23 protein-coding genes, 1 tRNA gene and 1 pseudogene are annotated in these 18,445 nt (G+C 64.0%); 12 read left to right on the top strand and 13 right to left on the bottom strand.

Features of this window, described 5'->3' with window-relative positions; translation table 11 throughout:
- Window positions 1-161 precede the first annotated feature (161 nt).
- From RQH62_RS22460 to RQH62_RS22440, 5 genes are read left to right on the top strand one after another with little or no spacing between them, the layout of a single operon-like run.
- On the top strand, window positions 162-611 hold the full coding sequence (locus tag RQH62_RS22460) for a MarR family transcriptional regulator (RefSeq protein ID WP_311270875.1): 450 nt from the start codon (window positions 162-164) through the stop codon (window positions 609-611).
- Window positions 608-2,662, top strand: a complete 2,055-nt coding sequence (locus tag RQH62_RS22455) for an FUSC family protein (protein ID WP_311270874.1) — start codon at window positions 608-610, stop codon at window positions 2,660-2,662. The genes RQH62_RS22460 and RQH62_RS22455 overlap by 4 nt, the downstream gene beginning before the upstream one ends.
- Window positions 2,659-2,874 (top strand): DUF1656 domain-containing protein, encoded by a 216-nt coding sequence (locus RQH62_RS22450; RefSeq protein WP_120251316.1) that lies wholly within the window; start codon window positions 2,659-2,661, stop codon window positions 2,872-2,874. Before RQH62_RS22455 ends, RQH62_RS22450 begins: the two co-directional genes overlap by 4 nt.
- A complete protein-coding gene (locus RQH62_RS22445) occupies window positions 2,871-3,779 on the top strand; it encodes an efflux RND transporter periplasmic adaptor subunit (RefSeq protein WP_311270873.1) in 909 nt (302 codons plus the stop codon). The genes RQH62_RS22450 and RQH62_RS22445 overlap by 4 nt, the downstream gene beginning before the upstream one ends.
- A 52-nt stretch (window positions 3,780-3,831) precedes the next feature.
- Window positions 3,832-5,229 carry an efflux transporter outer membrane subunit gene (locus tag RQH62_RS22440; protein WP_311270878.1) on the top strand — a complete coding sequence of 466 codons (1,398 nt, stop codon included), beginning with the start codon at window positions 3,832-3,834 and terminating at the stop codon, window positions 5,227-5,229.
- Between the two features lie 59 nt (window positions 5,230-5,288).
- Here RQH62_RS22440 and RQH62_RS22435 read toward each other — a convergent pair whose 3' ends face one another.
- Window positions 5,289-5,801 carry an outer membrane protein assembly factor BamE gene (locus RQH62_RS22435; RefSeq protein ID WP_311270872.1) on the bottom strand — a complete coding sequence of 171 codons (513 nt, stop codon included), beginning with the start codon at window positions 5,799-5,801 and terminating at the stop codon, window positions 5,289-5,291.
- A 166-nt stretch (window positions 5,802-5,967) separates the two neighbouring features.
- Between RQH62_RS22435 and RQH62_RS22430 the strand changes: the two genes are divergently transcribed.
- The 4 genes from RQH62_RS22430 to dinB are packed head-to-tail and all read left to right on the top strand — an operon-like array spanning window position 5,968 to window position 8,679.
- Window positions 5,968-6,504, top strand: coding sequence for a ubiquinol-cytochrome C chaperone family protein (locus RQH62_RS22430; protein ID WP_311270871.1), 537 nt, complete (start codon window positions 5,968-5,970; stop codon window positions 6,502-6,504).
- A gap of 2 nt (window positions 6,505-6,506) precedes the next feature.
- A complete protein-coding gene (locus RQH62_RS22425) occupies window positions 6,507-7,031 on the top strand; it encodes a DUF177 domain-containing protein (RefSeq protein ID WP_311270877.1) in 525 nt (174 codons plus the stop codon).
- Between the two features lie 11 nt (window positions 7,032-7,042).
- Window positions 7,043-7,549, top strand: a complete 507-nt coding sequence (locus tag RQH62_RS22420) for a hypothetical protein (RefSeq protein ID WP_311270870.1) — start codon at window positions 7,043-7,045, stop codon at window positions 7,547-7,549.
- 41 nt (window positions 7,550-7,590) lie between these two features.
- Window positions 7,591-8,679, top strand: coding sequence for a DNA polymerase IV (gene dinB / locus RQH62_RS22415; protein WP_311270869.1), 1,089 nt, complete (start codon window positions 7,591-7,593; stop codon window positions 8,677-8,679).
- A 93-nt stretch (window positions 8,680-8,772) separates the two neighbouring features.
- Here dinB and RQH62_RS22410 read toward each other — a convergent pair whose 3' ends face one another.
- Complete coding sequence (locus RQH62_RS22410; protein WP_311270876.1) at window positions 8,773-9,582, bottom strand: DUF1134 domain-containing protein; 810 nt, start codon at window positions 9,580-9,582, stop codon at window positions 8,773-8,775.
- A gap of 235 nt (window positions 9,583-9,817) precedes the next feature.
- Between RQH62_RS22410 and RQH62_RS22405 the strand changes: the two genes are divergently transcribed.
- Window positions 9,818-9,909, top strand: a tRNA-Ser gene (locus RQH62_RS22405).
- A gap of 130 nt (window positions 9,910-10,039) precedes the next feature.
- On the top strand, window positions 10,040-11,401 hold the full coding sequence (locus tag RQH62_RS22400; RefSeq protein ID WP_311270868.1) for a phage integrase central domain-containing protein: 1,362 nt from the start codon (window positions 10,040-10,042) through the stop codon (window positions 11,399-11,401).
- A gap of 3 nt (window positions 11,402-11,404) precedes the next feature.
- Here RQH62_RS22400 and RQH62_RS22395 read toward each other — a convergent pair whose 3' ends face one another.
- The 11 genes and pseudogenes from RQH62_RS22395 to RQH62_RS22350 form a co-directional block, all read right to left on the bottom strand.
- Window positions 11,405-11,581: an AlpA family phage regulatory protein gene (locus tag RQH62_RS22395; protein ID WP_311270867.1), complete on the bottom strand. Its 177-nt coding sequence runs from the start codon at window positions 11,579-11,581 to the stop codon at window positions 11,405-11,407.
- Window positions 11,578-11,820, bottom strand: coding sequence for a hypothetical protein (locus RQH62_RS22390; RefSeq protein ID WP_311270866.1), 243 nt, complete (start codon window positions 11,818-11,820; stop codon window positions 11,578-11,580). Before RQH62_RS22390 ends, RQH62_RS22395 begins: the two co-directional genes overlap by 4 nt.
- A gap of 11 nt (window positions 11,821-11,831) precedes the next feature.
- Window positions 11,832-12,164, bottom strand: coding sequence for a hypothetical protein (locus tag RQH62_RS22385; protein ID WP_311270865.1), 333 nt, complete (start codon window positions 12,162-12,164; stop codon window positions 11,832-11,834).
- Between the two features lie 100 nt (window positions 12,165-12,264).
- On the bottom strand, window positions 12,265-12,507 hold the full coding sequence (locus tag RQH62_RS22380) for a DUF2312 domain-containing protein (protein WP_311270864.1): 243 nt from the start codon (window positions 12,505-12,507) through the stop codon (window positions 12,265-12,267).
- A gap of 11 nt (window positions 12,508-12,518) precedes the next feature.
- Window positions 12,519-12,728, bottom strand: a complete 210-nt coding sequence (locus RQH62_RS22375) for a hypothetical protein (RefSeq protein ID WP_311270863.1) — start codon at window positions 12,726-12,728, stop codon at window positions 12,519-12,521.
- Window positions 12,718-13,179 carry a hypothetical protein gene (locus RQH62_RS22370; RefSeq protein ID WP_311270862.1) on the bottom strand — a complete coding sequence of 154 codons (462 nt, stop codon included), beginning with the start codon at window positions 13,177-13,179 and terminating at the stop codon, window positions 12,718-12,720. The genes RQH62_RS22375 and RQH62_RS22370 overlap by 11 nt, the downstream gene beginning before the upstream one ends.
- An 11-nt stretch (window positions 13,180-13,190) precedes the next feature.
- Window positions 13,191-15,911: a toprim domain-containing protein gene (locus tag RQH62_RS22365; protein ID WP_311270861.1), complete on the bottom strand. Its 2,721-nt coding sequence runs from the start codon at window positions 15,909-15,911 to the stop codon at window positions 13,191-13,193.
- 259 nt (window positions 15,912-16,170) lie between these two features.
- Window positions 16,171-16,311 (bottom strand): annotated as a pseudogene (locus tag RQH62_RS24990) (ogr/Delta-like zinc finger family protein); the annotation flags it as partial.
- A 47-nt stretch (window positions 16,312-16,358) separates the two neighbouring features.
- A complete protein-coding gene (locus tag RQH62_RS22360; RefSeq protein WP_311270860.1) occupies window positions 16,359-16,832 on the bottom strand; it encodes a hypothetical protein in 474 nt (157 codons plus the stop codon).
- A gap of 301 nt (window positions 16,833-17,133) precedes the next feature.
- The gene (locus RQH62_RS22355) at window positions 17,134-17,418 is read right to left on the bottom strand and encodes a hypothetical protein (protein WP_311270859.1); all 285 of its coding nucleotides are present in this window, start codon (window positions 17,416-17,418) and stop codon (window positions 17,134-17,136) included.
- Window positions 17,418-17,708: a carph-isopro domain-containing protein gene (locus tag RQH62_RS22350; protein ID WP_311270858.1), complete on the bottom strand. Its 291-nt coding sequence runs from the start codon at window positions 17,706-17,708 to the stop codon at window positions 17,418-17,420. Before RQH62_RS22350 ends, RQH62_RS22355 begins: the two co-directional genes overlap by 1 nt.
- Before the next feature lie 55 nt (window positions 17,709-17,763).
- Here RQH62_RS22350 and RQH62_RS22345 point away from each other — a divergent pair, with 55 nt between their 5' ends.
- Window positions 17,764-18,339, top strand: coding sequence for a helix-turn-helix transcriptional regulator (locus RQH62_RS22345; protein ID WP_311270857.1), 576 nt, complete (start codon window positions 17,764-17,766; stop codon window positions 18,337-18,339).
- The last annotated feature ends 106 nt before the right edge of the window (window positions 18,340-18,445 follow it).

Below are 18,445 nucleotides of genomic sequence, written 5' to 3'. Positions count from 1 at the left end.
GCGAGCGCAAATCCATAGACAAAGGCTGACCCATCCATGCTGGCCTCCTCCACCAACAGGGATTCTGAATCATAAAATCACGCTCTTGGAAACCCTTGCCGATTCATAACGGTCGAAATCCGCTCTATTGACAAATTTCATTAGTTAGCTATCTAATAAATATGCCTTTATCGGAACCCAAACGCGCATTGGCGCACAAGATGGCGCCTGTCGCCCGCGCCTGGCGCCAGCTGGCCGACAGCGCATTGGCGGAATTCGGCGTGTCCAACAGCACCGCCTGGTGCCTGATCCATATCGACCGGCTGGGCGGCGAAGTGCGCCAGAGCGAGCTGGCCGAGTCGCTGGACATCGCCCAGCCATCGCTGGTTCGGACGCTGGATCAGGTGCAGGCTGGCGGGCTGGTGCAGCGCACCCCCCATCCCGACGACAAGAGATCCAACATCATCAGCCTGACCCCGACCGGGCAGGAACTGGTCGGCAGAATCGAAAGCAAGCTGGATGCGCTGCGCGTCGAGTTGCTGACCGATGTGCCCGAGCAGGCGATCGAAGTTGCGGTCTGGTTGCTGGACCTATTGAGCCTGCGAATCGCGGAGAAACGGAGCGCCACATGACCGGCGAGCGGTTCGGGGTGCCGGCGGCGCTCTTCTCCCTCAAATGCCTGGCGGCGGGCATGCTGGCCCTGTTCGTCGCCTATAGCATCGGGCTGGAGCGGCCCTATTGGGCGTTCCTGACCAGCTATATCGTGGCGCAGCCCATGGCCGGCGCGGTGATTTCCAAGGCGGTGTTCCGCGCGATGGGTACGCTGGTCGGCGCGATCTTTGCCGTGGCGATCGTGCCGCCGCTGGTCAATGCGCCCGAATTGCTGGTGCTGGCCATGGCGTCATGGCTGGGGCTGTGCGTGTTCGTGTCGCTGCTGGACCGGACGCCACGCGGCTATATGTTCGTGCTGGCCGGCTATACCGCCTGCCTGATCGTCTTTCCCGACGTCGATACGCCCCAGACCATCTTCACCGTCGCGGCGCTGCGGGTGCAGGAAATTCTGATCGGTATCGCCTGCGGCAGCCTGATCCATGGCGTCATCCTGCCCGGTTCCATCACCGGCGTGCTGCTGGCGCGGGTGGAGGCGATGCTGCGCGATGCCGAGCGCTGGTCACGCGACGCAATCGCCACCGAGCCGGTCGAAGGGCTGGATGCCGAGCGGCGCCGGTTGGCGCAGGACGTCACGGAATTGCACCAGATGTCGATCCATCTGCCGTTCGACATCAGCCGGTTGGCGCCACGCGTGCGGACAGTCCGGGCGTTGCAGGACCAGCTGTCGATGCTGTTGCCATTGGGCGCGGCGGCGGAAGACCGGCTGGCGCAGTTGAAGGCGGCCAATGACGGCATGGTGCCGCGCCAAGTCGAGGCGCTGATCGCCGATGTGCGGCTGTGGCTGGATACGCCCGCGCCCGACAATGTGGTGCGCGCCGAGCGGGCGCAGGCGCTGATCGACCGCTGTACCGCGCTGGAACCGGCGGCCACGGGCGACATGGGCTGGGCCGACATGATGCGCCTGAGCCTCTATGCCCGGCTCGCCACGCTGATCGCGGTGCATCGCGACTGCCGCGACCTGTACGACCAGATGGTGACGCACAGCCGCGCTGCCGTGACGCCACGGGTGGCGCAGTTGCTGGAAGGCCGGCGCAACCGCGAACTGCATCGCGATTATGCCAGCGCGGCGCGCGGTGCGTTCAGCGCGTTCATGACGATCGCGCTGGGCTGTGCCATCTGGATATTGAGCGGGTGGAAGGATGGCGGCAGTGCGGTGATGCTGGCCGGCGTGTTCCTGGCGCTGTTCGCGGCGGTGGACAACCCGCTGGCGCCGCTCAAGGGCTTCATGATCGGCACCGTTGCCGCATCGGCACTGGGCGCGATCTATGGCTATGCGATCATGCCACGCCTTGATGGCTTTGCGCAACTCGCGCTGGCCTATTCGCCGGCCCTGCTCTTGCTGGGCGCGATGATGGCGTCGCCGCGCTGGATGGGGATCGCCCTACCCACATTGTTGGGACTGGGCAGCCCGGTCCTGTTGTCGGACCATTATGTCAATGCCTTTGCCAGCTATGCCAATGGCGCGGTGGCGCAGATTATCGGCATCTGGTTCGCGATCCTGATGGCCGGGCTGTTGCAGTCGGCCGGGGTCGAGCGGGCGATCCGGCGCACGTTGCGGGCGGGGTGGATGGATATCGCCAATCGCGCGACCCTGATGAGCCCGCCCGATGTGCGCGGATGGATCAACCGGATGCTCGACCGGATCGCCCTGCTCGCCCCGCGCCTCGCCGCCACCCGCGCGGACAGTGGCAAGCCGCTCTATGACGCGCTGCGCGACCTGCGCACCGGGGTGGCGATAGGAGAACTGCGGCAGTTGCGGCTCGACCTGCCCGCGCAGGAAGGCGCGCCGCTGGCCGCCGTGCTGGGCGGGGTGAGCCGCCACTATCGTGCGTTGGACCCGGATGCGCCGGCGGCGGCCGACCCCGCTTTGCTGCATGATATCGACAGCGCGATCGCGGACCTGTCCGCCAATCCGCGTCAACCGGTCCGCCGGGACAGCGTGCTGGGGCTGGTCAGCCTGCGCCGCAACCTGTTTCCCGACGCGGACGCTTATCGGAGGATCGCGGCATGACCGGCGAAATCGCCCTGGGCGGCGTCTATATGCCTACATTGCTCCTGCTGGGGCTGGTCGCGCTGATCCTGAGCTGGGGTCTGACCCGGCTGATCGGCGCCTTCGGCCTCTACCGCTTCCTCGCCTATCGCGCGGCGGTGGACCTGTCCCTCTTCATCCTGTTGCTGGGCGGCCTCGCCCTGCTCGTCCCCACCCTTGGAATCCGACTATGAACCGCCTGACTACGACGCTGATCCGCAGCGCTGCCACCATCATCCTCGTCATCGCCGCGGCTTTGGTCGCGATCTGGATGTGGAATCATTATGAGCGCAGCCCCTGGACCCGCGACGGGCGGGTGCGCGCCGATGTGGTGCGGGTGACGCCCGACATCAGCGGGCTGGTGACGTCGGTGGCGGTGCATGACAATCAGACGGTGAAGGCCGGCGACCTGCTGTTCGTGATCGACACGCCGCGCTATTCCATGGCGCTGGAGGAAGCCAGCGCCCGCATCGCCAGCGCACAGGCGACATTGGCGCAGGCCCGGCGGGAGGCCCGGCGCGACAGCGCGCTGGGCGATCTGGTCGCCGCCGAAACCCATGAGCAGAATCTGGCCAAGGTGGAGACGGCGCAGGCGGCGCTGACCGAAGCGCTGAGCAGCCGCGATGCCGCCGCGCTGAACCTGAAGCGGACGAAGGTGCTGGCGTCGGTCAATGGCGTGGTCACCAATCTGGACCTGCATCCGGGCGACTATGTCGGCGCGGGCAGCCAGGCGCTGGCCCTGATCGACAGCGATTCGGTGCGGGTCGAGGGCTATTTCGAGGAAACCAAGCTGGGGCTGATCTGCATCGGTGCGCCGGTGACGGTGCGGCTGATGGGCGAGGCGCAGGATGTGCATGGCCGGGTCGAGAGCATCGCCTTCGGCATCAATGACGACAGTCGCAGCAACAGCGGCAACCTGCTGCCGGCGGTCGAGCCGACCTTCAGCTGGGTAAGGCTGGCGCAGCGGATTCCGGTGCGGGTGAAAATCGAAAAGGTGCCGGACGGGCTGCGGCTGATTTCGGGGCGGACCGCAACGGTAACGGTGCAGCCGGCGCAGAAGGACAAGGATGGCAAGCCGGGGGATTGCCGTCATGCGTGAGGCGACGGGCAAGTCAGGCGTGCTTCGACAGGCTCAGCACGAACGGCGATGGATGGCGGGGATCGGCACATCATTGCTGGCGCTGGCGCTGACGGCCTGTGCGACGGCCGGGCCGGATTATCATGGGCCTGAACAGTCCGTTGCGACCGCGCCGGCGGCGACGAGTGCCTTCCATTCGGGGCAAAGCGCGCTGTTTGCGCAGGCTGACCTGCCCGATCATTGGTGGCAGCTCTATGCCGATCCTCAGCTCGACAGCCTGATCGAGCAGGCGCTGGCGGCCAATACCGACATGCGGCAGGCCGACGCCAATCTGGCTCAGGCGCAGGCGGTGCTACGCGAGGCGGAAGCCGGACGGACGATCAGCACCAGCATCAGCGGCGGCGAGACCTTGTCCCGGCCGTCGGGCGTGACCCAGCATCTGCCGGGCACCATCGCCTATGATCTGGGCCTGTCCGCCTCTTACCCGCTGGACCTGAACGGCCGCATCAGGCGCGCGATCGAGGCGAGCAATGCCGATGTCGAGGCGAGCGCGGCGGCGCGCGACTATGTGCGGGTCAGCGTGGCGGCGGCGACGGCCAGGGCCTATGCGCAGGTGTGCGCGGCCAATTATAGTCTGGGCGTAAACCGCAAGGTGGTGGCGTTGCAGCGCGATACCGCGAACGCCACGCGGCGGCTGGCTAAGGGCGGGCGCGGCACCGCCTTCGACGTCAGCCGGGCGCAAGCGGCGGTGGACAGCAGCGCGGCCGCCCTGCCGGCGTTCGAGGCGCAGCGGCAGAATGGGCTGTATCTGCTGGCGACGTTGATGGGACGCCCACCCGCCGATTATCCGCGCGAGGTCGAAAGTTGCGCCGCGCTACCGACGCTGCGCCAGCCTCTGCCGGTGGGCGATGGCGCGGCCTTGATCCGGCGGCGGCCCGACATCAGGCAGGCCGAGCGGGCGATTGCCGGCGATACCGCGCGGCTGGGGGTGGCGACCGCCGACCTTTATCCGCAGGTCAGCATCGGCGGGTCGGTGGGCCTGTCCGGCCCGCTCAGGGATTTCGGATCGGGATCGGCCTTTGGCTTCAGCCTGGGGCCGCTGATCAGCTGGAGCTTTCCCAACCGGCCGGTGGTGCGGGCGCGGATCGCGCAGGCGGAGGCGGCGGTGCAAGGCGATCTGGCCGGGTTCGACGGCACGGTGCTGGAAGCGCTGCGCCAGACCGAGACGGCGCTGGAAACCTATCGCCGCGATGCCGAGCGGACGGCGGCGCTGGAGCGGGCGCGGGATAGCGCAGCGCTGTCCGCCACGCAGGCCGGCAAGCTGTTCCGTTTCGGCCGGGGCGATTTCCTGTCGCTGCTGGATGCACAGCGCAGTCTGGCGAGCGCGGAAGTGAGCGCCGCAGCGGCACGGACGCAGTTGGTGCAGGACCAGATTGCGCTGTTCCTGGCGCTGGGTGGCGGCTGGAACTGAAATTCGGGGGCAAGAAAAAAGGCGGGGCCTTGGGAGGCTCCGCCTTTTTTGATTCGATCTTAGCTGCCGTTGGGGCCGCCGCCATTCGGTCCGGCACCACCGCCACCCATGCCGCCGGCGCCGACTGCGCCGATATTGCCGAAAATCTCGTCGAACAGGCTACGGTTGCGGCCCAGCGTCGGGGTCTTGTCCCCCGTGGGCGAGATGTGGGCGACCTGTTCCAGACCCATGCGGTCGATCGCAGTGACATTGCCCGCCGGGTCGAAGCGGACGCGCAGCACCGTCTGGTCCACTGCCTTGGGATTGGAGAAGGCCAGCGCGCGCATGTCACGCGACACATAATACCAGTCCTGCTCGCCGAACTGCGACACGAAGCTGGGGCGACCCAGCGTCCCTTCCACCGAGGCGCGATTGTCGATGCCCGGCTGGACGGAATCGACCAGCAGCTTGTCGACCGAATAGCCCTGATGCGTGCGGATGCGGGTGCAGCCAGAGGCGCCCAGCACCAGCGCGCTGAGGCCGACAGCGAGCAGGATGCGCCCGCTTGACGAGTGACGGCTGAACTGACGCATGAACTTCTCCTGCGGGAGCGGGCCCCGCGAACCTTCAAGAAACCTGATGCCGCCATTGCATTGGGCGACGCAGCGATCAATATGGAAATGCGCAAGCCCCGGCAAGGGGCGCAAAATATCGGACGGCGCACGATAGTCCGATCCGTCAATGAAAAGCTGTGATCCCATGCCTGCCTCCCCTTCCTTCCTCCAGCGCCTGTTCGGGCGCACCGATCCCAAGGAGGGGCTGCGGCCGCTCTATAACGCCTTGATCCGGGAGGGGCGACAGCCGCACTGGTATCTGGAGGGGGCGGTGCCCGATACGCTGGACGGGCGGTTCGACATGATCGTCGCGATCCTGGCGCAGATATTGATGCGGCTGGAGCAGCAGGCCCCCGGACAGGACGGCGCGCAGGACAGTGTGTGGCTGACCGAATTGTTCGTCGACGATATGGACGGGCAGTTGCGGCAGGAGGGTGTGGGCGACGTCGTGGTCGGCAAGCATGTCGGACGGATGATGAGCGCACTGGGCGGCCGGATCAGTGCGTATCGCACGGCGCTGGCCGGCGAGGCGGACCTGGCCGAGGCGCTGCGGCGCAATCTGTATCGCGGCGCCGATGTGAGCGATGCGGCGCTGGCCCATGTCGAGGGTGCGCTGCGGGCGCGCTGGACGCGGCTGGGCTGCCTGTCGCACGACGCGCTGCTGAGCGGAGATTTAGGATGAGCATGATACCGACACCGGAATTTTCCCGTACCCACAAGGCCGATGCGATCGGGCGGCTGCCCGCGCAGTTGCAGATTGCGGCGGAACCCGAAGAGCGCGCGGCACTGGCGAAGCGGTTCGGGCTGGCGGCGCTCGACCGGCTGGAGGCGGATTATGGCCTGACCGTCGAGGATGGCGCCATCACCGCGCGCGGCCGGGTGCGCGCGGCGCTGGCCCAGCCCTGCGTCGCGACCGGGACGCCGGTGCCCGAGACGATCGACAGCGATTTCGTGCTGCGCTTCGTGGTCGAGCGCGAAGAAGCGCAGGCAGCCGACGAACTGGAGTTGGACGCCGAGGATTGCGACACGATCGGCTATGACGGCCATGTGATCGACATGGGCGAGGCGGTGGCCGAGACGATGGCGCTGGCCATGGAACCCTTCCCCCGCGCGCCGGACGCCGATGCCTATCTGAAGGAAGCCGGGGTGCTGAGCGAGGAGCAGGCGAGTCCGTTCGCCGCGCTCCTGGGGTTGAAGGACAAGACATAGGAGGCTTGCCCATGTTCGCCGCGCTGATGCTGATCGCCGCCGGGGCGCCGATGATCGCCGAGGATGTGGCGCGGGCGCAATGGGACATGGCCGAGAACAGGGCGCAATGCGCGCCGCTGGCCTTGCTGTCTGACGGCGGGGTGAAGGGTAAGGCGCGGCCGGCACAGTTCAGTGGTGGCTGGGCGGTGGCATTCGACCTGCCGGGGCTGCGCAGCGCCTATGGTTTTGCCGGGCCGGGCATCATCGGCATGGATGCGGAGCCGGAACCGGCGCAGCGGGCGCGGCTGACGAAGCAATGGCCGCATACGCGCGATCTTCCCGCTTTGCCCGGCCCCGCTTATGCCGGCTATGGGCTGGTCGGCGCGCAGCCCTATCCCGCGGACAATGTGCAGGGCGAGGGCCTTGAATCGCTCGCCTATATGCGGGTCGCGGGTCAGGGCTGCACCTATAATGTGTGGAGCCGGATCAGCCGGGCGCATCTGGAGATTTTGCTGGACAATTTGCGCCTTCAGGACTGACCTGTTTCCCTTTCGTTCCCGGCTGTGGCATAGGGAGCGGCATGGACGCCTCGCTGCCGCCGCTGCGCAAGATCATCCATATCGACATGGACGCCTTTTATGCGTCGGTGGAACAGCGCGACGATCCGTCGCTGCGGGGACTGCCGATCGCGGTGGGCGGCGGCGGGCCGCGCGGGGTGGTGGCGACGTGCAGCTATGAAGCGCGCAAATTCGGCGTGCGATCGGCCATGCCGGGCGCGCGGGCGCGGCGGCTCTGCCCCGACCTGATCTTCGTGCCCCCGCGATTCGAGGTCTATCGCGCGGTGTCGGGGCAGGTTCGAGCGATCTTCAGTCGCTTCACCGACATGATCCAGCCGCTGTCGCTGGACGAAGCCTATCTGGACGTGACGGTGAACAAGCCGGGCATCGCGTCGGCGACGCACGTAGCGGAAGAGATACGGCGAATGATCCGGGAGGAAACGGGGCTGACCGCGTCGGCCGGCGTATCCTACAACAAGCTGATCGCCAAGCTGGCGTCGGACCAGAACAAGCCCGACGGGGTGTGCGTGGTGCGGCCGAGCGAAGGGCCGGCCTTCATCGCGGCAATGCCGGTGCGGCGCATCCATGGCGTGGGGCCGGTGACGGCGAAACGGATGCAGGCGCTGGGAATCGAGACGGGCGCGGACCTGCGCGACCGGGACATGCGGTTCCTGCAAAGCCATTTCGGCAGCGCGGCGGACTATTATTATCGCGCGGCGCGAGGACAGGACGACCGGCCGGTGCGCGAGCGCGAGGGGCGCAAGTCGGTGAGCGTCGAGGACACATTCTTCGACGACCTGATCGAGGAAGACGCGCTGGTGGCGGAGATCGAACGGATTGCCGCGTCGCTCTGGACCCGTATCGAGAAGGCCGGCGCCTGGGGGCGGACGGTGGTGCTGAAGGTGAAGTTCGCCGATTTCCGCATCATCACGCGGTCGCGCAGCTTTTCAGCGCCGGTGCGGTCGCCGGAATTGCTGGCGCAGGCGGGGCGGGAGTTGCTGGTCGCGCAACTGCCGCTGCGCATGGGGGCGCGGTTGCTGGGGCTGGGCGTGCATAATCTGGAGGGGGAGGAAGAGGCGGACCAGGGGGAGCAGTTGGCGCTGGGGTTGTAGAAGCGCCGTGCCCACCCCGCTGCGGCTAAGCGCGCCTAAGGCTCGCCAAGCCTCGCTGCCCCTCCCGCAAGCGGGAGGGGTGTTTGTCCTGCTTTAGAAGGGCAGCCAGTTCCGCTTTTCGGTGAACTTCATATAGCCGGCGTTGACGCCGAGACGATAGCCGACGCCGAGGCGGATCGGGATCAGCACCACGCTGCCCCAGCGCAGATAGGAGGCGGTGAAGCCACCGACCAGATAGGCGGTGCCCTCCGCCGCGGGGAAGCGGTGGTAGAGATCCTGCGTGTCGTAGAGATTATAGACGAGGACGAAGGTGTTGGCCGCATTGCCGCCAACGTCGAAGCCGATCGACGGGCCGGTCCAGTAGACTTCGCGCTTGCCCTCCACCTTGTGATTGAGTGTGCCCGAACCGTAGCGCAGGCCGACGACGAAGGCGCCCGAGGCCTCTCGCCCGGAAATATAGGCGTTGGGGCGGCCCTGATCCTTCAGGATTTTCTCGATGATGCCGGCCAGCCCTTCAGCGCCCTTGCCGAACACGCCCTCGGCCGCGCCGATCAGATCATCTTCCTGATAGGAGTCGCCCGGCGCCATCGCGGCCGGCGGCGAGTTGGTGGTGACGGGTGCGCCGGTCGCGGTGTTGCCGCCATTGGCGACGGGCGGCGCACCGGCATCCAGATTCGGCTGATAGGGCGTGCCCTGATTCACGCTGGGGTCGACGCCGGGATCAGTGGGATTCGTGTTGGTGGGCGGCGGTGGCGCGAGGTCGGAATCGATCGCGCTGTTGGGGTCGATGGTGCGCACCTGCGCAGAAGCCGCCAGCGGCGTCAGCGCCATGCCCGCCAGCGCGGCGACCAGCGCGCTCGCTCGCGCGATGCGGGCGCCCATCTGCCCCTTGATGCCGATCATGCCCGATACTCCCCGAAAAGCGCGCGTCATAGCCAGATATAGGCCCAGATAAAGGCATTGCGACCAGCAAGCTGAAACGACAATGAACGAACGGCGACCCGAGTCGATTCCGCGCCGGAACGAAAATCGCCAAGCCCGTGAAAATTCGTGATCCTGCCCGTTGCCATGCAGCAAAGCCATCGCTATAGCCCCTCCCCAGCCACTGCTCGCCTCCCAAGGGTGGGCAAATTCGTGCGGAGACGTGGGTGAGTGGCTGAAACCAGCGGTTTGCTAAACCGTCGTGGCCTTAAGGGGCCACCGAGGGTTCGAATCCCTCCGTCTCCGCCATTTTTTGCATCTCAAATCGCTTTATGGGTCTGAAAGCCGCAGAAATGCGCGCTTTTGCAGCATCGATGTGTCCGCAATTGTCCTGATTTGTTCTCATTAAGCCGGTCTGCCATATGGTCTGTTCTATGGTATGCGATTCGGGGAATATGGTATGGGGGCGCTGACCGACACCAAGGTCCGCACGGCTAAGGCGACAGGGAAGGCCTATAAGCTGACGGATGGCGGGCAGCTATATCTGCATGTGTCGGCCGTGGGCGGGCGCACCTGGCGCATGAATTATCAGTTCGGAAAGAACGGCGCCGGCAATCCAGTTCAAAAAACGCTGACGATCGGCACCTATCCGGCCATCACGCTCAAGGATGCACGCGAGGGCCGCGACGTGGCCAAGGCCATGCTGGCGAAGGGCACGGAGCCTAAGCCAGCAGATCTGTTTCAGCGGGGGGCGCCCGTGGCCGATACGCGGCCGACATTCGAAGCGATCGGCCGCGAATGGCATGGGCTGCAAAAATCACGCTGGTCCAAGGTGCATTGCCAGGACGTGCTGGACAGCCTTGTTGGAGACGTTTTTCCCAAGCTGGGCGATCTTCCGATCGAGGACATCGAGACGCCGGCAGTGTTTCAGCTGCTTGGGTCGATTGCGCGTCGTGGGGCGGTTGAGACAGCGCACCGGACGCGCCAGCGGATCAGCGCCATATTCGTGTTCGCCATCGCTACGGGGCGCGCTTCCCGCGATCCAGCAGCTGGGCTGGCTATAGCGCTACCCAAGAAGCCAAAAGCGAAGCCCCAGCCCGCAATCACGACGCTGACCGAACTCCGCCAGGTGATTATCGATTGTGAAGCGGAGCGTTGCAGGGCGCAGACGAAGCTGGCCTTGCGGATGCTGGCACTGACGGCCGTTCGGCCGAACGAATTGCATGGTGCCCGGTGGGCCGAATTCGAGGATCTAGATGGACCGGCGCCGTTGTGGCGCATCCCTGCCCAGCGCATGAAAGGCGACCTCGACCGGAAGACTGAGATGGAGGGTGATCATCTGGTGCCGTTGGTGCCGCAGACGATCGATGTCCTAAAGGCCATGATGCCGCTGACCGGCGATATTGCACTAGTTTTCCCCACCGATCGCCATCTGCATCGGCCGATGTCTGAAAACACGTTGCGCGCTTTGTTGATTCGGGCGGGATATCATCAGCGCCATGTTCCGCATGGTTTCCGATCGGCGTTCTCCACGATCATGAATGAGCGGGTGGAACGTCAGTGGCGATCAGCTGGTAATAATGGGGTATCGCCAGATCGAGCCATCATCGACCTGATGTTAGCGCATGTGCCCGAAAATCGGGTGGAGAAAGCCTATAATCGTGCCGCCTACATGGCGCGGCGGCGGGAATTGGCGCAGGACTGGGCTGATATTCTGGTCGCCGATATGTGGCCGCCGGCGATGCACATTGGCGAGCCGATGCGCTGGGCAGCGACCGGGCCTGGTCGGCCCGGTCGGTAGCCTCTAGGCTGCATTGCGTACCCACGCATCGACGTGGCTCTCAACCCAGCGTGAGCATTTCGGCCCCAGCTTGCGCGGTGCCGGGAATTGGCCGCGTCCGACCAAGGTGTAAATATGCGATCTGGACAGAGCCGTCCGTTCCATAACGTCAGAAATTTTCAGCAGTCGATCAGTTGTCACGGCTGTACCGCCCTTCTGCCCTGGTCGGTAATGCGCCACCAATAGATGTTACCGCCGCCGATCGGCGTTACGCCCTCGACCAAGCCCCACCGCGCAAGGCGACGGAGCATGGTACGGGCTATGGAGGTGAGGCCGAAACCGCAAGCCTTGGCAACCCAATGAGTGGCGGCGCGGCCAGATGATGTTTGGGCAAGAAAAGCCAAAGCAGTATGGTCGGTCAAAGAAAGATTTTTAGTCATAGAGACAGCTTTCAGAATGGCACCGTGTCGATGAAAAAGCGGTTGCGGCCGACAGGCACCTCGCAGCGAGGGCGCGGATCATGGCGAGGCGTAAGAGAGCCTTCGGCCAGCGCTATCGGGCTTCGGCTGAACAAGTGCGCGTGGCCATGGTCACCTTTAGGCCACCAGATACGGCAGCCTTGCTTCAACCGATCCTGCATGGTCATTTTGCGCAGAAACAGGGCATTGGCGTTTTTACGCCGCCGCCTTTGGGGCAATGTCTGTTTCACAACCGCCCAGGTCTTTCGTTCTGCACGGATATGAGACGTAAGCAGTCGATCCAGATGTCGCGACAGCGGTTTCACCGGCGATCTCCTTTGGCGTTGGCGAGCGACCAGGCCACAACAAAAGGCGTGGCGACCAGGACGGCGATGATGATGAGGGTGCGGAGACAGGCCTTGCGCATCAGTCCATGCCCAGTGCGGAGAGATAGGTTTCGAGGATGGCCTGTGCTTCCTGCCGTTCATGGGGAGGCAGGCGCCGCAGACGCACGATTTCCCTCATCTGTTTCGTGTCGAAGCCCTTGGCCTTATATTCGGCGTAGACATCCTTGATGTCGTCCGCGATCCCCTGTTTCTCTTCTTCCAGGCGCTCCACTCGCTCGATGCCGAGGCGGAGATCTTCGGCGGCTGCATTTTCGTTTGCCATAGGTCGTGCTTTCAGTTGGGCAGACCGACGATCGTCGGTGCCTGGTTGGCGATGGTCATGAGGAGGGCGATGCCGGCGGCGTTCAGGGCGCCGGCAAAGGTGACAGTGATGGCGGCGCTTAGAGCCAGTTCGATAAGCTGATCGCGACGGCGACGGTGCGGCGCGCAACGGCCGCAGAGGCACCGGAGCGCATGAAGGCGGGCCAAGGGATCATGCCGCATGGCGTTTCACCTCTTCGCCGCGCGAAGCCTGCCAGGCGTGGGTCTGCTCGCAGCGAGTGCAGATGTGCGGATCATCGGCCGACCAAGTGACGTCATTGCCATTATGATCGTACTGCACGCTGTGTTCGTCCCACCCGCAGCCGGTGCAGATCCGGGGATGCTGATGCGATGGCAGGTTCGCAAGCTGGTGATAGACGTCGATCGAGAAAAAGTAGGGCTGCCCCTCGGTGATGTAGAGCCGCTTGTGCCGCAGGTTTTCCGTCTCAAGATTACGGAAATATTGTTCGACGTCGTGCTGATGCTCGGGGCGCTTCCAGAACGGACTGGCGGCCTGGGCGATCGACAGGCCAGCGGCGCGCCGGCGCAGGTGGACATAGTGCCACGGCGTCATGACATGGCGGGGCGGCTCCTGGTCGCCCAGCATGGTCAGGAGGGAGGGAACGCTACGCATAGTGCTTCCTTTCAGTCGTGCTTCGCGACGGCGCGCGAGGGGTCGTGGAAAATCCAGCAGCGGACAGTGCCGGTGCCGTCGTTGCGGGAATTGATGGTCGCGCTCTGCTCGACAAAACGGCGCTGTTTCGACGTCTTGAGGGCGCGGATAAGTTCGGAATGGCTGGGCAATTCGAGGCGCTTTTCCGCGCACCGGGCCTCCATTTCATTGAGGCGGACGGCGATCAGACCCTTTTCCCACTGGCGATGGTGGTTGATGTGGCCACCGGCGGCGCTGGGCACTTCATTCTCTTCGAGATAGTCGAAGCGGGTCCAGAAGAGGGTTACGATAGGGTCTTCGCTGTTGACGGCCAGCTGGCGATCGGCGGCCATCTGAACGATAAACTTCGCCGTTTCGGCCTGCTGCCTGTCATCGATCGGCAAGATTGCCCGGATCGCGTCGAGGAAGGCGAGCAGCTGGCCGTGCGTCTTGGCCAAGCGATTTGTGCGGATCTCGGGCATGGCGAGCAACTCATGCTCATATTGGGCAAAGGCCTGGCGGAAGCGGGCCATGACGTCGCTTTCACGGCGCGCGGCATGAACAATGAAGCCGGAGATTTTCTCGACGGGCCATTGCTCCAGGCGCTCGGCCGACACTTTCGTCTCGGGGGTGAAATTGGACATGTCGAAGCCGAGCGACATGATACGCTCCAGCACGGCGCGACTCGCGTTGACCGGCTCATTCTGCTCGATGACGATCGCCCCCCGAAAAGGTGGCTCGAACGTTTCCATGCCGCCATTTTTGACACCGCGCGATCGGACGGTGCGGCCGTTATAGGCCGTCTTCAATTCTTCCCATTCAAACTTGCGTGCGTGGCTGGCTTCCTCGCGGCGATCGCCCTCGATCAGAACGACGGGCAGATTGCCGACCTTGCCCAAGTTGCGCGCCATAGCCGCCGGCGTTGCCTTGGCAGGGTCAAAGCCCTCGTAATTCTCGCGACCCATCAGCTTCCACAAAAACTCGATCAGGGTCGTTTTGCCGGTGCCTGGCAGGCCGTGCATTTCGAGGAAGGGGAAGCTTTTCATTTCGCCGCGGACTTGCTCGGCAAAGAGCGAAGCGAAGTAGAAGGTCAGGCATACGATGCCCTTGGCGCCATAGGCCGCCCACAGATCATCGAGCCAGCTGGTGTCCAGCTGGTCCGCGTCATAGTCGATATCCAGCAGCCGTTCGGAGGTGCCGAGTTTCAGCGCCTGCTTGCCGATCTGGAAGAATTCGTTGTCGTTGGGCTTGTAGACGCGGCCGCCGGCGACAGCGATGTCGCCAAACACATAGGCCTTGGCATCGCGGCAATATCCGGTGAAGCCGAGCGGGCGAACGTCGGGCAGATCGGGGGTCTGATGCTGCAATATGCGGGTCAGCTGGAAGGCGCTACCGGTCCAGACGCCGCCGAAGGCGAACAGGCGGTCTTCGAAATTAGAGGCCTTGCGCAGCTGGGCGGCCGTGAAGTCCCCTTTGATCGGCGCGCGCTTGCCGGGGAATGTGATGTTTAGGAAAAATTTCGTTTCGTCCGTCGCATCGTCCCGCTGCCGATACAGAACGCGGAAGGCGCAATTCGCGATTTCCTCAATCATCAGCGCTTCGCGCGATGCCGCCAGGCGGATGGCCTGTTCTTCCTCCCGATCGATGTCCTCCAGCTTACGCGTCTTGGCCAGGCGATATTCTTCGATCTTCTCCTGGACCGTCGTCGCGTCGATCGCGCACCAATAGGTGCGGCTGTTGAAGGTGAAATTGAAGCTGTTCCACCGGTGCCGATCCCACATGAGATAGGCCTTGTCCTGGGCAGTGGGGGCGAGCAGCACCTCGCCATGCCAGAGATAGTCGGCCCGGTGCGTCTCCGTCAGGCGGTCGAAGCCCAGCAGATCGTTCCAATCCAGATCCTTGCCGGTTTCGTCTTCGCCCATGGGCTGCGCGGCGCCGGCATCCCAGCCCGCCTTGCGCGCCCTTTCGACATAGGTCCGGCTAAAGCTGGTGCCGGCGGCGCCCGCGTCAAATGCGAAGATCAGCCTGGGGCGCTTGAACGGCTCTTCCTTCGCCGCGCATGCCGTGGCCAAGTCTTTCAGGAAGTGGTCAGGATAGTTGTTGGTCGACATGGTCGACACGGCGCGCTGACCAGCCTGCTCCAGTGCCATGGTGTTGAAGATGCCTTCGGCAAACCAGATGCTGTCGGCCGCCGCCATGTCCGCGATGGTGACGTCGGGTCGCTGCCAGACATGGCCCTTATAGGACTTGCCGGGGGCGAAGCGCGCTTTGCGATCAAAGCGGCCGGGATGGTCAATCAGCCGTTCCCACCATCCGCTGCCGGGCAGCGGAAAGCGCACGGTCGCGGAGCCAATGTCGCGTTCGTGATCCTTGTAGAACTCCTGGGTATAGGCGCCGCGCATGCCCATGAGGTTCAGCTTGCGGGCGTCGGTCAGATAGGCGTCAGCCGCCGCATGAGGGTTTTCGCGGGTCGCCTTGAAACGCTTCGACCAAGTATCGAAGATATCGGGATAGAGGTCGCGGACGGACGATTCCCAACCGCATTTGTTGAGGCGGCCGCACTTGACCACCCAAGGGCTATCGCTGCGTGCATAGACCTCGCGGCCGTCGCACTCAGGGCATTTGCCGCCCTGGAGATAGGAGCCTTGCTCTTTCTTCCATTGGAAGTCCGCTTTGAGGCGTCCGAGCAGTTCGCGGCGTGTTTCTTCGCGCATTGACATGGTGGGATCGACGGCTTTCGCAGGCAAAGGGAGGGCGTTCCCGGCAACAGGGGGCGCCGGGTGGACTGAATTGGGGGAATGAGAGCGACGGCTAGGCCGCCGGGGATCAGCTGCTCATGGCGTCCGCGATGGGTTCGGTGGGCGGCGTATCGTCATTGGCGGCCCGGTCATTGTCCGCATGACGCCAACTGGTCATTGGCAGCGCAATCATAGGCGCAGGCACGCGGCTCGCGACTGTGGCACGCAGCGTTTCCATCGCTACGACGAATATCGAACCGCAGTGAACAGCATCACGGCAATGATAATAGATCTCGCGATAAAGTGGTGTGACCTTGCCTGTGGTCGATCGCGCAAAAGCACGTTCCCCACACGCAGGGCACTGCACCGATGGCATGCGGGGCGCGCCACCGCCCATGTTAATTTTTGGCCCCCGGCCAGCAGTCATAGTCGAACCCCCGTAAGCGCCTGCCCGGCACCATTGCCGGGCAGGAAGGACTTTAGGCGGGCGAGCCAGCGCGTTATCGCGCGCTCCGATTGCTCGGCTTCCGCAATGGCGTGATGGATGGCTGTGGGCGATGCACCGGCCTCAATCAGCGGCAGGCAGGCGGCGAACGCCTCTGCCGTTTCGCGTACCGCCTCGCCCATATCCTTCATGAGCGCAGCACGGCAGGCAGCCGGACTGGCCATAATGGTGCTCATCTGGCGCAGATAGCTGGCCAGAATGGGAGGGAGGCCTTCGCCGCCAGCCTCAACATAGGCGCGGTCCAGCGCGAAAGCGTGATCAAGCGATGGCGACGCGCGCTTACTGCTATCCCGCCACAGTTGAAGCATCCGCTTTGACCGACCCGTTACGCGGATCGCGTTGGCGATGCCGATCGCAATGGTCGCTTCATGGATGGCCAAGGCGAATGACATGGGGGCTTTGGCCTTGGTCATGCGCCGGGCCGCCCCATTGCGCACATAGCAATCAGTGTGGCGAGGCTCATGATGGAAAAGGCAGCGCTGCTTTGCCAGCGAGGCCAATGCGATGCCGGCAAGGACGCGCGGTTCGTCAGATCAGCGACAATGGGCAATGCCCGGCGTGAAGCGAAGCGGCCACGCACGGAATAGGTTGGAGCGTTGGTTTCAGATCCCGCAAGGGTTTTAAACTGTGGCAGGCGCTCCGGCTGCCGTTCGTCGGATTTGCGACCCAAAGGCTCCGACTTATGCTGAGGGGTCATCGTGCCACCGCCATGGCGCCAGCGGCGCGCCCAGCTGCAATGGCGATGTTTGCCGACGCGGTCAGCGCGATAGGCTGATCCTTCTTCACATTGCCCAGTTGATGCTGAGCACGAATGGCGGTCCACAGATCGCGGCGGTTGCAGCGGATCGACTGCTCCAATTCGACAACCGACATCGGCTCGCGGCGATCGAACAAGGCGTTGAGCAAGCCGATCTCGATGACCTGTTGGTGCGTGAACGTCTTGCCGCAGTCGCGCGGCTTCATGACAAAAGCAGGCATCAGATGATGTCCTTTCGTTGCGTTTCCGCCTTCCGATCGCAACTGACGACGACTGGATTAGCGGCTAGATCGAAATCAGACGGCGCCTGACGGCCGAGGGGAAAAACGAGATGTTCGGTCGTGATGGGCAGGCCAAGAGACAGACCCACCTCAAGCACATGCGGCTGCTCGTTGGAGGGGATACGCGCATCTTTCTTCCATCCATGGACGGTTGATGCGGGACGCTGGAGATCGCGCGCCATCTTCCTGATGCCACCCCAAATCCCGAACAGTGTTTCACCTTGTTTCATGGTGAACGTGTTCGGCTTTTCCGAACGTTTTGTCAACAGCTTTTGAGGTGAGACAATGTTCGGCTTTTTCGGTGATGCCGTTGGAATGCAAAAAGCGGCAACTCAGTTAAAAAATCTCCGCAAAGCGGCTGTTCCGAGATTGACCGTCCGGGCAATGGCGGAAGCGCTTGACATGCCGCTTGGCTCGTATGCGCGCTACGAAAGCGCGCATGACTATAAAAAGCAGTTCCTTCCGGTGGATCTGGCCCGGAAGGTTGCAAAAGTGTTGTCGGGGTATGGCGTAGACCCGGTAGAAGTGATGCAACTGGCTGGCCTCAATGTGGATGAAGCCCAGCCAGAAGCGCGAGAGATCGAGGCCGCTCGGCCACAGGTATATTTCGCCACCCTGCCCGTCGCTCTTCCTAGTGAAAACGCGCTGGCTGATATGTTCGAAAGCTTGCTTGCGCTGATACCGGCGGAAGCGACAAGGGCCGAAGCCGCGCGAATTCTCGCTCAGCGGCTTCCATCTGGCTTTGCAGCGATCGGACCTGTCGTGCTCGATCCGGGCACGCATCATGGCTCTGCGAACGCAACAGCGCCTCGATCGTCCGCCACAGATCATCCCGAGCCTGAACAGCCGTCGCGCACTTAACCGGGCAGACAGGGCAAGCGAATTCGCATCCTGGCGTCAATCTGATCGCTCGTCCGCTCACTCACCTGCCCTTGCATGTTCCCGATTCGTTCTCGCTCTGGCGAAG

The sequence above is a fragment of the Sphingobium sp. WCS2017Hpa-17 genome (genome assembly GCF_031843765.1).
In the GTDB taxonomy this organism is placed as follows: domain Bacteria; phylum Pseudomonadota; class Alphaproteobacteria; order Sphingomonadales; family Sphingomonadaceae; genus Sphingobium.
Note: the sequence above shows the minus strand (reverse complement) of the source record. Positions and strands in the feature narration are given on the sequence as shown.

Excerpts from the sequence above, each read along its gene's own strand:
- RQH62_RS22460 (WP_311270875.1), top strand. The coding sequence starts at position 162 with ATGCCTTTATCGGAACCCAAACGCGCATTGGCGCACAAGATGGCGCCT.
- RQH62_RS22455 (WP_311270874.1), top strand. The coding sequence starts at position 608 with ATGACCGGCGAGCGGTTCGGGGTGCCGGCGGCGCTCTTCTCCCTCAAA.
- RQH62_RS22450 (WP_120251316.1), top strand. The coding sequence starts at position 2,659 with ATGACCGGCGAAATCGCCCTGGGCGGCGTCTATATGCCTACATTGCTC.
- RQH62_RS22445 (WP_311270873.1), top strand. The coding sequence starts at position 2,871 with ATGAACCGCCTGACTACGACGCTGATCCGCAGCGCTGCCACCATCATC.
- RQH62_RS22440 (WP_311270878.1), top strand. The coding sequence starts at position 3,832 with ATGGCGGGGATCGGCACATCATTGCTGGCGCTGGCGCTGACGGCCTGT.
- RQH62_RS22435 (WP_311270872.1), bottom strand. The coding sequence starts at position 5,801 with ATGCGTCAGTTCAGCCGTCACTCGTCAAGCGGGCGCATCCTGCTCGCT.
- RQH62_RS22430 (WP_311270871.1), top strand. The coding sequence starts at position 5,968 with ATGCCTGCCTCCCCTTCCTTCCTCCAGCGCCTGTTCGGGCGCACCGAT.
- RQH62_RS22425 (WP_311270877.1), top strand. The coding sequence starts at position 6,507 with ATGATACCGACACCGGAATTTTCCCGTACCCACAAGGCCGATGCGATC.
- RQH62_RS22420 (WP_311270870.1), top strand. The coding sequence starts at position 7,043 with ATGTTCGCCGCGCTGATGCTGATCGCCGCCGGGGCGCCGATGATCGCC.
- dinB (WP_311270869.1), top strand. The coding sequence starts at position 7,591 with ATGGACGCCTCGCTGCCGCCGCTGCGCAAGATCATCCATATCGACATG.
- RQH62_RS22410 (WP_311270876.1), bottom strand. The coding sequence starts at position 9,582 with ATGATCGGCATCAAGGGGCAGATGGGCGCCCGCATCGCGCGAGCGAGC.
- RQH62_RS22400 (WP_311270868.1), top strand. The coding sequence starts at position 10,040 with ATGCGATTCGGGGAATATGGTATGGGGGCGCTGACCGACACCAAGGTC.
- RQH62_RS22390 (WP_311270866.1), bottom strand. The coding sequence starts at position 11,820 with ATGACTAAAAATCTTTCTTTGACCGACCATACTGCTTTGGCTTTTCTT.
- RQH62_RS22380 (WP_311270864.1), bottom strand. The coding sequence starts at position 12,507 with ATGGCAAACGAAAATGCAGCCGCCGAAGATCTCCGCCTCGGCATCGAG.
- RQH62_RS22375 (WP_311270863.1), bottom strand. The coding sequence starts at position 12,728 with ATGCGGCATGATCCCTTGGCCCGCCTTCATGCGCTCCGGTGCCTCTGC.
- RQH62_RS22370 (WP_311270862.1), bottom strand. The coding sequence starts at position 13,179 with ATGCGTAGCGTTCCCTCCCTCCTGACCATGCTGGGCGACCAGGAGCCG.
- RQH62_RS22365 (WP_311270861.1), bottom strand. The coding sequence starts at position 15,911 with ATGCGCGAAGAAACACGCCGCGAACTGCTCGGACGCCTCAAAGCGGAC.
- RQH62_RS22360 (WP_311270860.1), bottom strand. The coding sequence starts at position 16,832 with ATGTCATTCGCCTTGGCCATCCATGAAGCGACCATTGCGATCGGCATC.
- RQH62_RS22355 (WP_311270859.1), bottom strand. The coding sequence starts at position 17,418 with ATGCCTGCTTTTGTCATGAAGCCGCGCGACTGCGGCAAGACGTTCACG.
- RQH62_RS22350 (WP_311270858.1), bottom strand. The coding sequence starts at position 17,708 with ATGAAACAAGGTGAAACACTGTTCGGGATTTGGGGTGGCATCAGGAAG.
- RQH62_RS22345 (WP_311270857.1), top strand. The coding sequence starts at position 17,764 with ATGTTCGGCTTTTTCGGTGATGCCGTTGGAATGCAAAAAGCGGCAACT.